The following is a 14,116-nucleotide window of genomic DNA, read 5'->3' on the forward strand; positions in this document are numbered from 1 at the left end:
GGCGTCTTTTCCTAAAGCGATTAGCTACGCGGCATTGAAAGCGTCACGTTGCGGCCCTTTTTCTGATAGCGCAGTTCGCTGTCACTGATGGCGATGACTTTGCCGCCGTCAATGCGATCCCCGACTTTCAGTTTCTTGTAACGACCGCTGGGTAGGCGCACCAAGGCGCGACGATTGGCAGGCGTGCCATAGACCCCGATCAGGTTCAGCTTACGCAGATTGATGGCGTTGTCGATTGTCGCCTGTCGGGCCACCGACGCGGTTGACGGAATCTTGGGTGCAACGGCCTTGGGCTGAAATGATCCCGCGTCGTCAGAGTTCTCAGCCAGGGCCGCTGTTGATGCCAGGGTGGACGGTTTCGCAACCGTCGGTCTTGCAATTACCAGTCCAGCCGGTCGCGCTTTGGGGCGGGGGACGCGCATAATGTCCAACTCGGCGACAGGGACTTCGACCTCTTCTGGGGCTTCCAGGCCTGCAGGGCGCGCTTTCGGTCTCTTGCCTGCCAACTCCTCCAACGATTGGCCGCCAAGCTGCTGACGTTCAAACGTCTCTTCAAGATTGTCCGGGCGCGGTCTGGGGCGTAGCCCCGCCAGCCTTTGATCGGCCTCTTCAACAACAGGTTCTTCCTCGAACCGAAGAGGAGCTTGCGGTGGCACCTTGGATGGACGACCCAAATAGACTGTGATGCCTTCGGGGTTCAAAGCACCGTCAGACGTCGCGACAACAAGGCCCCGATCATTCAGATCGAACCGCGTGCTTGCAGCACTTGGCAATCCCTCTTGGCTGAACGGCGCGTCCGTGTCGAAGCTTGATGCAGGCGGTAATGCCACAGCATCATTGGACAGATCAGATTTGTCGATTGACGTCAGATACAGGTCTTCCGGCTCAACAACTTCAGGTTCTTGCGGGGGTGCGGGAGGCGTTACGTCAACTCCTGTTTCCGCAAGGATCTCCTTTGGAGCTTCCGGGTCCTGAGCAATCGGCTCAACCGGTGTTGGCGCGACTTTGAGCGCCTCAAGGATTGCCGCATCCGTGGGCGATAGCTCGGGCTGCTCTTGGGCCTCGTCAACTTGTGGCTCCGGGGACGGGCTTTGTTGGGGATCGACGACTGCTACCTCGGGCGTCGTATCAACGACGGGCTCCGGCTCCGATACAGCCGACTCAACTGGGTTTGGCTGAGCCTGTTCGGTCTGTTCCTCGGCCTGCTCTAAAGCCGGTTCGGCGAGGGTGCTCTGCTCGGGCTCAATTGTCGCAACCTCGGGCAACGGATCAGTAGGGGCCTCGGTCTGCGGCTCTGATACGTCCGGAGCAATCGGATTCAGCGCGGCTTGCTCCGGCGATTCAGAGGGGCCAGAGGCCAGCCACACGCCAAATACCCCACCAAGCAAAACCACAGCGGCAAAAGCTGGAATTGCAAAGCGCCTTGAGGCGAGTTGAGCCTTGGAAAGTGCGACCGGCGATACGTCCGGCGCGCGGAACGTATCCGGTGCCGCTGTACCCGCTATAGCATGAGCGGGCAGGTCAGGAGCGTCATCCTCTTGGGGCGGAGCCGTTTCAATAATCTCCGAGGGTTGAGTCGCAACTAACGGCTCAGGTTGATCGGGTTGCTCTGCAAAAACAGGTTCTCGCGGGAAAGCGCTTGCATCTTCTTCCGTGGTGAACACTGTCGGCACAAAACCATGACCCACGGCGAAGGTCCGCGCTTCGGCCAATGTTTCTTTGGCGACGGCAGCGACATGGGTTGTGCTGCCGATGGTTTGGCTGTCGTAGCTGAGGTCGGACAGAGCGTACGGGGTCGCATCGGCCAGCGCCGCCTCAATCCGCGCTGTCAGGTCTGCAGCAGGCAGGTCTTCTGTTTCGACGTCCAGAAAGCGCACCTGATCAGGTGGCAGTACGATCTTGCAGCTCAGGTCATTTTCCAGCGCAAATGCTTTTTCCCGCAATGCTTGCATTTGCTCGGGCAAATCCTGCGCGTCCAATGGAATCGTGCCGACAGCATACCAATCGCCCTCCGATTGGTGGTGCAAGAAAATTCCGGTTGTAGAAAAAGACAGCGCAAAGGCGGGTTTCATAATCCGGAGGAACCATAATTGTCAGCGTCAATGCAAACGACTTTGTGTTCGCAGACCGACAATAAAGCAGGAACCCGCCGAGGGAAAGAAAAAGGCTGGGTCTGCTCTTGCATGGCAATGGGGCGACAACCCATCTTGAGACAGAGTAAATTGGAGTGATAACCTTGAAGACAATCGTTTTTCTGGCTGCGATGATGGCAGCAACGGCCGCAGGCGCAGCCCATGCGGAAGAACGTCGCATTACCGTGGACGCCACCGGAATGGTGCAAGTTGCGCCTGACATCGCGACGATCACGCTGGGTGTAACCAACGAAAACGCTGAGGCCGGAGCGGCTATGCAGGCGACGTCGGAGGCGGTTGCCAAAGTCCTGGCGCGGTTGTCCGATATGGGCATTGAAGACCGGGATGTTCAGACCCGTGATTTGTCACTGTCACCGGTTTGGTCGGGGCGACACGGGCAGAACGGTGAAAAGCCCGAGATCACAGGATTCACCGCATCGAACCGTGTGTTTGTACGTGTCCGCGATCTGACACAGTTGGGAACGATCATGGATGCGGTTATTCAGGATGGTGCCAATGACTTTGGCGGGCTGAGCTTTAGCGTGCAGGATTCGAAACCGCTTGAGGCGCAGGCCCGTGCGCAAGCTGTCGGAGAAGCCATCGCCAAGGCCGAACAATTGGCGCAGGCGGCCGGTGTTACGCTTGGCCCGGTCCAGACAATCTCGGAACGTGTTGCCGGTGTCCGCCCGATGGCCGAAATGCGCGCCGTGAGCATGGCTGATGCGGGCGGGGTTCCGGTCGCGGGCGGAGAGGTTTCAGTTTCAGTCAGCGTCTCGATGGAATTCGAGATTTCGGACTAAGATCATGCTTTTGCTCGGGCCATCAGTGGTTTGCGTTGTTGGCCCGCTGCATCGAAATTGTCCGGCGAAAGCCAGGTTTCGAACGCATCCCGAATGCGCGGCCATTCGGTATCAATGATTGAATACCACGCAGTGTCACGGTTGCGCCGTTTGTAGTGAGTCGCCTGTCGAAACACACCTTCAAAGGTGAAGCCCAGCCGCTCTGCCGCGCTGCACGATGGTGCATTCAGCGCATCGCATTTCCATTCATAGCGGCGATAGCCCAATTCGTCGAACACGCGTTTCATCATCAGATACATGACTTCGGTGGATTGCGGCTTGCGCTGCAACAGGGGCGAGAAATGGATGTGCCCGACTTCGATCGAGCCGGCAGCGGGCTCGATCCTCAGGTATGAGGCCATGCCGATCGGTACGTCATTGCCGTCCAGTACAGTATGGAACATCGGATCCGCGTCCATACAAGTTGCGCGGGCCCAATCTTCGAACGCAGGCTCGTTGTCGAACGGGCCGTAGGGCAGATACGTCCAGTTGCGACCATCCCTGTCATTGGCAAACGCTCGGAAAAGTCCGGGCGCGTGCCTGTTCACGTCCAAAGGCACGACTGAACAATACCGACCCTCCATCGGAGTATAGGGCGGAGTCGGGCGCGGAAAGTCACCCGTCACCGGCCGACCAATGGGTTGGCCCAGGTCGTTTGTGTCGTGCCCAGCCATGGTCAGGCGCTGGCCTTGGCCAAGGCCTGATCCAGATCGGCGATCAAATCGTTTGCGTCTTCGATCCCGATGGACACGCGCACAACACCCGGTCCTGCACCTGCGGCTTCTTGTTGTTCTGGGGTCAACTGCCGGTGGGTGGTCGAGGCCGAGTGGATGATCAGCGAGCGTGCATCGCCCAGATTGGCCACGTGACTGAAGATTTCCAGCGCGTTGACCAGTTTGATGCAGGCGTCATAGCCACCTTTGACGGCAAAGGTGAACAGCGCACCGGCACCGCGTTTGTATTGCGACTTGACCCGGTCGTGATAGGGCGACGACGGCAGACCCGCATAGGTCACGTAATCCACGCGGTCATCCGCTTCCAGCCAGGCCGCGATCTTCTGTGCGTTCTCAACGTGACGCTCCATCCGCAGCGACAGGGTTTCGATCCCCATCAGCGTATAATGCGCGGCTTGCGGGTTCATGGTCATTCCCAAATCACGCAGACCGATGGCGATGCCGTGGAAGGTGAAGGCCAGCGGGCCGAAAGTCTCGTGGAATTTCAAGCCGTGATAGGCGGGCTCGGGTTCGCTGAGCGAGGGGAACTTGTCATTTGCTGACCAGTCGAATTTACCGGAATCCACGATGCAGCCGCCGGTGACTGTACCGTTGCCTGTCAGATACTTGGTGGTCGAGTGCACAACCAGCGTCGCACCGTGTTCAATGGGGCGGCACAGATACGGGGTGGCCGAAGTGTTGTCGACGATCAGCGGAATACCCGCTGCATCAGCAACGTCCGCCAAGGCACGGATATCAGTGACATAACCGCCTGGGTTGGCAATGGATTCACAGAACACAGCACGGGTGTTTTCGTCGATTGCGTCCTTCACCGCGTCCATATCGTCGGTATCGACAAACTTGGCCGACCAGCCAAAGCGTTTGATGGTCTGGCTGAATTGCGTGACCGTTCCACCGTACAAACGGTTCGAGGCGACGACATTGCAGCCCGGTCCCATTAAGGGGAACAGCGCCATGATCTGCGCCGCGTGACCGGACGAACAGCAAACAGCGCCAACGCCGCCTTCAAGCGTCGCGACACGTTCCTGTAGAACGGCGACGGTTGGGTTGGTCAGGCGAGAATAGATGAAGCCCACTTCTTGCAGATTGAACAGGGCCGCCGCGTGATCAGCATCGCGGAACACATAAGCTGTGGTCTGATAGATGGGTGTCTGGCGCGCTCCGGTCGCCGGGTCGGGGCGGGCGCCCGCGTGAATCTGCAACGTGTCAAAACCGTAGGTAGGGCCGTCAGACATCCTGAAAATCTCCTGTTGGAATTTGTCTTGCCGAATCTGTAGGCCATTGCAGGCCAGCGCACAACGATCCTGTCAGCGCAGCCAAAGCCCTTTGCTTTTGATCGTGTTTCGAATGGCCTGTTCGCGCCGCGGCAGGTTGTTCTGATCAAACAAGGCACGGATTTTTGCGCCTTTACCCTGCAGGACCAGCTTTTTCAGCGGATCATATTGCTTGAGCACCTTTTTGACCTTGTTCGGTGCCACAACGGTTTCCAGAACGTCGACCACATGGCTGCTTTCACGGGCGTAGAGCAGCGGGAACAGGCGGTAGTGACAACTGACAGAGCCGTCGAGCAAACCATCGGGCAGCGCGTCCCGACCTCCTCCCAACGAATGTATCACAAGCGGAAGAGCGGCTTGATCCAGCCATGGATCTAGGTTCTGGCCGGTCAGTTCGGGAATATGCGCGTCTCGGATCGTTCTGGCATAATCCAGATAGCGTTCGCCAAAAACCCTGGGGCATTTGTAAAAGAAATAGCCCGCGTTGAAATACAGATACCGGCGCCAGTAATCATGCGGTTGGCTGGTATCCAGCGAGCTTTCGAAATCCAGCCCGAACCGCTGGTACAACGCGCGCCATATGCCATCAAAACCAGGGCCGTAGAGCGTAGGCTTTGGCCATGTCCCCTCAACCTTCAGCGACGCGCCGGGGCGGTCGAAATCAAAAGGTACGCGTGCGATGTCCCCGGTGATCAGTGTGTCGGTGTCAAAGAACACAAACGGCTCGCCCTCTGGCAATGCCAGCAGAGCCTCGATCTTGTTGCCGTAGGGATAGCTTTCACCAAAGACATGCGAGTCGAAAGGTAGGATTTCGACGTTCAGTTGTTGCAACGCCTTCAGAACATCTTCGTCCTGAATGCTGGGGTTTTGATTCCAACGTGGTCCCGGGTTGGGCGTGGCGACAAACAGCCTGCCTTCAAATTGCGGTGAGCTGTGACGCAACGATGCGGCAAACAATAGGGCCTCGTATTGCAGGCGATTGTTTTGCCCGACGACGGCGATGTTAAATTTCTGTGGATTTGCCTGCATCTGCGCCTGTTCCCGATAGGTGCGCGACCCCGCACCCTTCGTCCCGGAGTACAACACGTGGCCCAAGCCGTCAAAAGCCGAAAATTTGCAATTCCAGCATAAGATCCCATTTCTATCACGGTCGTTAGATGAAAGGGGTGAACATGCGGATCAACGCGGATTTCACGAAACGGGTTGCGGTTCATTTCGACGAAACAGACTGGGTTGCGTCCCCCGCCGCCGGGGTCGAGCGGAAAATGCTGGATCGCATCGGCGACGAGGTTGCCCGCGCCACAACAATTGTCCGCTTTGCACCCGGCAGTGCGTTTTCTGCACATACGCATGATGGTGGAGAGGAGTATCTGGTTCTTGACGGTGTATTCCAGGATGAAACAGGGGATTTTCCTGTTGGAAGCTACGTGCGCAACCCGCCAACGTCGTCTCATACCCCGTCGGCAGCCGAAGGGGCGACCATACTGGTCAAGCTCCACCAGTTCGACCCACAAGACCGGACAGAGGTGCACAAGTCTGTAAATGGTGAGGCTGATCTGCATTTGTTCAAAGACGATCATGAAGACGTTTGCGTGCAAAGCTGGGCTGCCGGGGACAAGATCGAACTGGATGCAGGCGAGGGGATGGAGGTTTTTGTCATCGCCGGTGGCTTTTCCGAGGGCGGCGAAAACTTTGCCAAATGGGACTGGTTGCGCCTGCCGCCAGGTACCCGCACGCAAGCGATTGCAGGGCCAGATGGCGCACGGGTTTGGACCAAGTCCGGCCATCTTGGCGGAATGATCTGAGGGTCTTCGCCTTAAAATTATGCAAAACCACAGAAAACCGGGTCTTTTGGCCCGGTTTTTCAATTTTTTGACCATTTGATAAATTTTACCAATTGATAAAATATTTTTTTGTGGCAAGCTGAGGTCATAACAAACATATCTACAGGGAGTAGAGTGATGGCACAGGGCCAGATGGCACCCGGCATCGTTGCTGGGCGGCTTTCCAGCGATGAGCTGACCTCGAATTTCACCGATCTGCATCCGCCACTGGCCCCGCATGAGGCCGCCGTTGCCGCAGACCGTTGCTATTTCTGCTATGACGCACCATGCGTGACCGCGTGTCCGACGGATATCGATATTCCGTTGTTCATACGCCAGATTCAGGCGGGACAGCCACAATCGGCAGGGCGGACCATTCTGGAACAGAATATTCTGGGCGGCATGTGCGCTCGGGTCTGTCCGACCGAAACCCTCTGCGAAGAAGCCTGTGTGCGCGAAGCTGCAGAAGGCAAGCCGGTTGAGATCGGACGCCTGCAGCGTTTTGCGACCGATGACATCATGGCCTCTGGCGCGCACCCGTTCGAAAGGGCGGCGCCTACGGGCAAGACTGTCGCTGTTGTTGGGGCAGGACCTGCCGGTTTGGCCTGCGCGCACCGTCTGGCCATGTTAGGCCATGACGTCGTGATCCATGAAAGCAAGCCCAAGCCGGGCGGCCTGAACGAATATGGGATCGCCGCTTACAAATCGACCAACGATTTTGCACAGGCCGAGGTAGACTGGCTGCTGAAAATCGGCGGGATCGCGATCGAAACCGGATCGGTGCTGGGTGACAGTATCTCGCTGGATGGTCTGCTTGAGAATTATGACGCCGTATTCCTGTCCATCGGCCTGGCTGGGGTGAACGCCCTGCGCGCTGGGGGTGTCGACAAGGATGGCGTGCGTGCTGCTGTTGATTTCATCTCGGACGTGCGGCAGGCAGACGATCTTGCAAACCTGCCCGTTGGTCGCAACGTCGTCGTCATTGGTGGCGGCATGACGGCTGTGGACGCTGCTGTGAAGTCCAAGTTGCTGGGCGCGGAACACGTTACAATTGCCTACCGCCGCGGCCGCGGCGCCATGGGGGCAAGCCGCTATGAACAGGATTTGGCTGCCTCGCACGGCGTTCGGATCCTGACCAACGTTCAACCGGTGGCCGTGCATGGAAACGGAACTGCTGCCGAGATCGAACTGGAATATACCTCCAGCAAGAACGGTCAGCTTACAGGCACCGGAGAGACGATCCGCCTGCCAGCTGATCAGGTGCTCAAAGCCATCGGTCAGACGCTGGACGGCGCACCCGAAGGGCTGACGCTGGACGGCAACAAGATTGCTGTCAGTGGGGCCGGGCGCACCTCAATGTCGGGTGTCTGGGCTGGTGGAGACTGTGCGGCAGGTGGCGAAGACCTGACCGTAACCGCAGTAGCCGAAGGCCGGGATGCGGCGATGGACATCCACGCAACGCTCGTTTCGTGATAGGGTGGGGTATTCACCCCATTCCTTTCGCTGCTGAGGTATTCTCATGTCCCAGATCGAACAAGCTGTTGCTCAACACTACACCACCGGTGCCCTGACCGAACGCGTCCGCGCGGCGCTAGAAGCCAGCGGCATTGACCCGGATGCAGCCACTGTTGCTGATCTGAAGGCAGGGGACGAGTTCCACACGGGCGGCGTTTTGGCGACCGATAACCTGTTTGCGCAACTCGCGCCGACCCATGCAACCCGTGTTCTGGATGTGGGATGCGGTATAGGTGGCACCTCGCGTTATATCGTGGATCGTTATGACTCGATGGTAACCGGGGTCGATCTGACGCCTGAATTTGTGGAAACGGCCACCGCGTTGAGCGATCTGGTCGGGCATTCCGAGAAGGTCAGTTTTCATGTGGGCAGTGCACTGGACATGCCTGTGCCAGATGCGGGATTTGACCTTGCTGTCATGATGCATGTGGGCATGAACATCGAGGATAAAGCCGGACTGTTTGCGGAAGTGTCGCGGGCGCTGGCCACGGGCGGAACCTTTGCTCTGTTCGATGTCATGGGCGGAGACGTGGATGAGCCTCTGGCATTTCCGCTTCCATGGTCCACGTTGCCAGAGACGTCCTTCGTTCACGCACCGGATGTGTACAAAGATGCCGCGGCAGCGGTGGGGCTGGAGCTTGAGACTGAAACGGACCGCACCGATTTTGCGATTCAGTTCTTCGAGGATGTCTTTGCCAAGATAGCTGAAAGCGGCCCCGCGCCACTGGGGATTCACCTGATGATGGGCGAGACGGCGCCCGAGAAATTCCAAAACTACGTCACAAACCTAAAGGCCGGGCGCATTCGCCCGACCGAAATGATATTCAAGAAATCCGGCTGAGCCGGGAAGGGAGAAGCCATGGCCGATCTGACGACTAACTTTCTGGGCATTTCCAGCCCCAATCCCTATTGGCTGGCCTCTGCGCCGCCCACTGACAAAGAATACAACGTCCGCCGCGCCTTCGAGGCCGGATGGGGCGGTGTGGTTTGGAAAACGCTGGGGTCCGAGGGCCCTCCGGTCGTGAACGTGAACGGCCCGCGCTACGGCGCGATTTACGGCGCGGATCGGCGGTTGCTTGGCCTGAACAACATCGAGTTGATCACGGACCGGCCATTGGAGGTGAACCTCGAGGAAATGGCGCGGGTCAAGGCCGATTACCCGGATCGCGCCCTGATCGCTTCGATCATGGTGCCGTGTGAGGAGGAGGCGTGGAAGGCCATCCTGCCGCGCGTTGCCGAAACCGGCGCGGATGGGATCGAACTAAACTTTGGTTGCCCGCACGGGATGAGCGAGCGCGGTATGGGCTCGGCCGTTGGGCAGGTGCCGGAATACATCGAAATGGTGACGCGGTGGTGTAAGCAGTACTACGACCGCCCGGTCATAGTGAAACTGACGCCCAACATCACCGATATCCGCAAACCTGCAGCTGCGGCAAAGAACGGCGGCGCGGATGCGGTGTCGCTGATCAACACGATCAACTCGATCACTAGCGTCAATCTGGACACGTTCAGCCCCGAACCCTCAATCGACGGCAAGGGCAGCCATGGTGGTTATTGTGGTCCCGCAGTGAAACCGATTGCCCTGTCGATGGTGTCCGAGATCGCACGGGCCGAGGCAACGCATGGTCTGCCGATTTCCGGTATTGGCGGCGTCACCACATGGCGCGACGCGGCCGAGTTCATCTCATTGGGTTGTGGCACGGTGCAGGTTTGCACCGCTGCAATGACCTATGGCTTCAAGATCATCGACGAACTGACCGCCGGTCTGTCCGAATGGATGGATGAAAAAGGATACAGCAGCATCGACGAAGTAATCGGTCGTGCCGTACCCAACGTCACCGACTGGCAGTATCTGAACCTGAACTACATCGCCAAGGCTAAGATCGATCAGGATCAGTGCATCAAATGTGGCCGCTGCTATGCGGCGTGTGAAGACACCAGCCACCAGGCGATCTCGATGTCGGACGACCGCGTGTTCGAAGTGATCGATGAAGAATGCGTGGCGTGCAACCTGTGCGTCGACGTGTGCCCGGTTGAAGACTGTATCTCGATGGTGCCGATGGCACCGGGTGAGGTCGATCCGCGCACAGGTAAAGAGGTGCAGCCGACCTATGCCAACTGGACGACGCATCCGAACAATCCGATGGCCAAGGCCGCCGAATGAACCAAGGATTGAAGATCATCAAGGGGCCGTTTTTGCGGCCCCTTTTTTTCAAGGGGTCAGAAGCTTTCGGTACAAGGTGTCCACAAAGGGGTCGGCCCCTTCAAACGGATCCTCTTCGCCCAAAATGGCACGCACCTGGACGTCGAAATCGGCGTAATGCTGCGTCAGCGCCCAGATCGAAAACATCAAGTGATAGGGGTGCACCCGCGCGATTTTGCCCTGATCCATCCAGCGTGTCAGGATCAAGGTTTTTTCGTCGACCAGTTCCTTGAGATCCTTGGACAACGCCTCGTGGATACGTGGCGCGCCCTGTACCAGTTCATTGGCAAAAAGACGGCTTTCGCGTGGTAACTCCTGACTCATTTGCAACTTGCGCCGAATGTAGGCCAGGATTTCCTCCATCGGATCGCCGTCCTCGTCCAGATCGTGCAAGGGGGCCAGCCAGGTTTCCAGAAGGCCGGACAGCAGTTCGGTGTGAATCGCCTCTTTCGACGGGAAATAGTACAGCAGGTTTGGTTTGCTCAGTCCGGCCTCGGCGGCAATCTGATCTACGGTCGCTCCGCGAAACCCGTGGGCTGAAAACACGTTCAGGGCGGCCTCGAGGATCGCAGCACGGTTCTTTTTCTGAATGCGAGTCGGTGCGCGGTCTTTCGGCATGTTTTCAGCGTGTCTCTTTTTTCGACTATAGGCGCGGAATTCAGTGAAAATTCAAGCTGTGCCGCGCAATTTCTTGACTGATCTCGAACCCGTGATAGCGTGAGTTTGACCAGATGGTCAAATCAAGACACCAAAAGCGAGCCAAATCGCAAGCAAACAGGGAAGATGAACATGGCAGCTCCGGCGCAGAATCTCAGGATCAATGGCGACAGGTTGTGGGACAGCCTGATGGAGATGGCCAAGATCGGGCCTGGTGTTGCCGGTGGCAACAACCGCCAAACTCTGACCGACGAAGACGCAGAAGGCCGTGCCCTGTTCCAGAAATGGTGCGAAGAAGCGGGCTGTTCCATGGGTTTGGATCAGATGGGCAACATGTTTGCACACCGCGAAGGGACGGACCCAGACGCGCTGCCGGTCTATGTCGGTTCGCATCTGGATACGCAGCCGACCGGCGGGAAGTATGACGGTGTCTTGGGTGTTTTGGGAGGGCTGGAGATCATCCGGACCCTCAATGATCTTGGGATCAAAACGAAACATCCCATTGTGGCGACCAACTGGACCAATGAAGAAGGCACGCGATACGCACCCGCAATGCTGTCGTCAGGGGTGTTTGCGGGAATGCACACGCAGGATTGGGCGTATGAGCGCGAGGATGCCGAGGGCAAGAAGTTCGGAGATGAACTGAACCGCATCGGCTGGCGCGGCGATGAAGAAGTCGGCGCGCGGAATATGCACGCCTTTTTTGAACTGCATATCGAACAGGGCCCGATACTGGAGGCTGAAGGTAAGGATATTGGCGTTGTCACACACGGGCAGGGGCTGAGCTGGACCCAGATCACCGTGACCGGCAAGGATGCCCATACCGGTTCAACCCCGATGCCGATGCGTAAGAACGCTGGTCTAGCAATGGCACGCATTCTTGAAAAAGTGGACGAGATCGCCTGGTCACATGCACCTCACGCGGTAGGAGCGGCTGGTCATATCGATGTGTATCCGAACTCACGCAATGTGGTTCCGGGCAAGGTGGTGTTCACGGTCGATTTCCGCTCGCCTGAGTTGGATGTGATCACGGACATGGAAAACCGTCTGCGGGTGGCGGCCGAAGACATTGTGGAAGACATGGGCTTGCAGATCGAATTCGAAAAAGTCGGTGGGTTCGATCCGGTGAAATTCGATGATAGTTGTGTGTCCGCCGTACGCAACGCGGCCGAGCGGTTGGGGTATTCGCATACGGATATCATTTCGGGCGCGGGGCATGACGCCTGTTGGATCAACCGTGTGGCACCAACTGCGATGATCATGTGCCCATGTGTGGATGGTTTGAGCCACAATGAGGCTGAAGAGATCAGCAAGGACTGGGCGGCAGCCGGGGCGGATGTCCTGTTGCACGCGGTCGTCGAGACGGCTGAGATCGTGGAATAGGGGGCTCTGCCCCCGTCGCCCGATGGGCGACTCCCCCGAGGTATTTTTGGCCAGATGAAGCAAGCGGCGCAGACCGCATCAGGGAGTTTGAAATGAGCACTGTTATCAAGAACGGAACCGTCGTCACTGCGGATTTGTCGTACAAAGCGGACGTGCTGGTCGAAGGTGGTGTGATCACCGAGATTGGGATGGATCTGAAGGGTGACAAAGAGTTGGACGCCACCGGCTGCTATGTGATGCCGGGCGGAATCGACCCGCATACTCACTTGGAGATGCCCTTTATGGGCACCTATTCCAGCGACGATTTCGAAAGCGGCACCCGCGCGGCTTTGGCCGGTGGCACCACAATGGTGGTGGATTTTGCGTTACCCAACCCGGGTGAAAGCCTGCTGGATGCGTTGAAGCGCTGGGACAACAAATCGACGCGGGCCAATTGTGACTATTCGTTCCACATGGCGGTCACCTGGTGGGGCGAGCAGGTGTTCGACGACATCAAAACTGTCATCGAGACGCGGGGCATCAATACGTTCAAGCACTTCATGGCCTACAAAGGCGCGCTGATGGTGAATGATGATGAGCTGTTTGCGTCATTCAAGCGTCTGGCCGAACTGGGTGGAACCGCAATGGTCCATGCCGAAAACGGCGACGTCGTGGCCGAGTTGAGCGCCAAGCTGTTGGCTGAAGGCAATACCGGGCCAGAGGCGCACGCCTATTCCCGTCCGCCGCAGGTTGAGGGTGAGGCGACGAACCGGGCCATCATGATTGCTGATATGGCAGGCGTTCCGCTGTATGTGGTGCACACGTCTTGCGAAGAGGCGCATGAAGCCATTCGTCGCGCCAAGATGCAGGGCAAGCGAGTGTGGGGTGAGCCCTTGATCCAGCACCTGACCCTGGATGAAAGCGAGTATTTCCACCACGATTGGGAGCATGCGGCGCGGCGGGTCATGAGCCCTCCGTTCCGGAACAAGCAGCATCAGGACAGCCTGTGGAACGGTTTGCAATCTGGAACGCTGAGCGTTGTGGCGACGGACCATTGTGCGTTTACGACTGAGCAAAAGCGCTATGGCGTTGGGGATTTCACCAAGATTCCGAACGGGACCGGAGGGTTGGAAGACCGAATGCCCATGCTGTGGACCTATGGTGTGAATACGGGGCGACTGACGCCGAACGAATTTGTCGCTGTCACATCAACAAACATCGCCAAGATATTGAATTGCTACCCTAAAAAGGGTGCGGTTCTGGTCGGCGCTGATGCTGATCTGGTGGTTTGGGATCCAAACAAAGCCAAGGTAATCTCGGCTGAGACGCAGCAGTCATCGATCGACTACAACGTTTTTGAGGGCAAAGAAGTGCGCGGGTTGCCGCGGTTCACGCTGACCCGTGGTGCGGTCGCGGTGCATGATGGTGAGATCAGAACTCAGGAAGGGCACGGAAAGTTCGTGCCGCGCGAGGCCAATACGCATGTGCACAAGGCGCTGAGCACCTGGAAAGAACTGACCGCGCCGAGACCGGTTGAACGGACGGGTATCCCGGCAACCGGGGTTTGATCAGTTTGG

General features: G+C 57.8%; 12 protein-coding genes. 7 read left to right on the forward strand and 5 right to left on the reverse strand.

What is annotated here, in order from left to right:
- Positions 1 to 20 precede the first annotated feature (20 nt).
- Positions 21 to 2,027 (reverse strand): hypothetical protein, encoded by a 2,007-nt coding sequence (locus tag ACR0EV_RS03195; RefSeq protein WP_480798761.1) that lies wholly within the window; start codon positions 2,025 to 2,027, stop codon positions 21 to 23.
- Between the two features lie 200 nt (positions 2,028 to 2,227).
- On the opposite strand from ACR0EV_RS03195, the gene ACR0EV_RS03200 reads away from it, so the two are divergent.
- On the forward strand, positions 2,228 to 2,932 hold the full coding sequence (locus tag ACR0EV_RS03200) for an SIMPL domain-containing protein (protein ID WP_480798762.1): 705 nt from the start codon (positions 2,228 to 2,230) through the stop codon (positions 2,930 to 2,932).
- A gap of 2 nt (positions 2,933 to 2,934) precedes the next feature.
- On the opposite strand, the gene ACR0EV_RS03205 is transcribed toward ACR0EV_RS03200, so the two are convergent.
- The 3 genes from ACR0EV_RS03205 to ACR0EV_RS03215 form a co-directional block, all read right to left on the reverse strand.
- Complete coding sequence (locus tag ACR0EV_RS03205) at positions 2,935 to 3,645, reverse strand: GNAT family N-acetyltransferase (protein ID WP_480798763.1); 711 nt, start codon at positions 3,643 to 3,645, stop codon at positions 2,935 to 2,937.
- Positions 3,646 to 3,647: 2 nt separating this feature from the next.
- Positions 3,648 to 4,940 carry an O-acetylhomoserine aminocarboxypropyltransferase/cysteine synthase family protein gene (locus tag ACR0EV_RS03210; protein WP_480798764.1) on the reverse strand — a complete coding sequence of 431 codons (1,293 nt, stop codon included), beginning with the start codon at positions 4,938 to 4,940 and terminating at the stop codon, positions 3,648 to 3,650.
- Positions 4,941 to 5,012: 72 nt separating this feature from the next.
- Positions 5,013 to 6,008, reverse strand: a complete 996-nt coding sequence (locus ACR0EV_RS03215; RefSeq protein WP_480798765.1) for a hypothetical protein — start codon at positions 6,006 to 6,008, stop codon at positions 5,013 to 5,015.
- Between the two features lie 143 nt (positions 6,009 to 6,151).
- Between ACR0EV_RS03215 and ACR0EV_RS03220 the strand changes: the two genes are divergently transcribed.
- From ACR0EV_RS03220 to preA, 4 genes are all read left to right on the forward strand, one after another.
- Complete coding sequence (locus ACR0EV_RS03220; RefSeq protein ID WP_480798766.1) at positions 6,152 to 6,784, forward strand: cupin domain-containing protein; 633 nt, start codon at positions 6,152 to 6,154, stop codon at positions 6,782 to 6,784.
- Between the two features lie 156 nt (positions 6,785 to 6,940).
- Positions 6,941 to 8,275 carry an NAD(P)-dependent oxidoreductase gene (locus tag ACR0EV_RS03225; protein WP_480798767.1) on the forward strand — a complete coding sequence of 445 codons (1,335 nt, stop codon included), beginning with the start codon at positions 6,941 to 6,943 and terminating at the stop codon, positions 8,273 to 8,275.
- Positions 8,276 to 8,321: 46 nt separating this feature from the next.
- Entirely contained in the window at positions 8,322 to 9,158 is an 837-nt protein-coding gene (locus ACR0EV_RS03230; protein WP_480798768.1) for a methyltransferase domain-containing protein, read from the forward strand.
- A gap of 18 nt (positions 9,159 to 9,176) precedes the next feature.
- The gene (preA, locus tag ACR0EV_RS03235; protein ID WP_480798769.1) at positions 9,177 to 10,481 is read left to right on the forward strand and encodes an NAD-dependent dihydropyrimidine dehydrogenase subunit PreA; all 1,305 of its coding nucleotides are present in this window, start codon (positions 9,177 to 9,179) and stop codon (positions 10,479 to 10,481) included.
- Between the two features lie 48 nt (positions 10,482 to 10,529).
- On the opposite strand, the gene ACR0EV_RS03240 is transcribed toward preA, so the two are convergent.
- The gene (locus tag ACR0EV_RS03240) at positions 10,530 to 11,138 is read right to left on the reverse strand and encodes a TetR family transcriptional regulator C-terminal domain-containing protein (RefSeq protein ID WP_480798770.1); all 609 of its coding nucleotides are present in this window, start codon (positions 11,136 to 11,138) and stop codon (positions 10,530 to 10,532) included.
- 171 nt (positions 11,139 to 11,309) lie between these two features.
- On the opposite strand from ACR0EV_RS03240, the gene ACR0EV_RS03245 reads away from it, so the two are divergent.
- Entirely contained in the window at positions 11,310 to 12,560 is a 1,251-nt protein-coding gene (locus tag ACR0EV_RS03245; RefSeq protein WP_480798771.1) for a Zn-dependent hydrolase, read from the forward strand.
- 92 nt (positions 12,561 to 12,652) lie between these two features.
- Complete coding sequence (gene hydA / locus ACR0EV_RS03250; RefSeq protein ID WP_480798772.1) at positions 12,653 to 14,107, forward strand: dihydropyrimidinase; 1,455 nt, start codon at positions 12,653 to 12,655, stop codon at positions 14,105 to 14,107.
- Positions 14,108 to 14,116 lie beyond the last annotated feature (9 nt).

The organism is Ruegeria sp. CF8, from assembly GCF_056537285.1.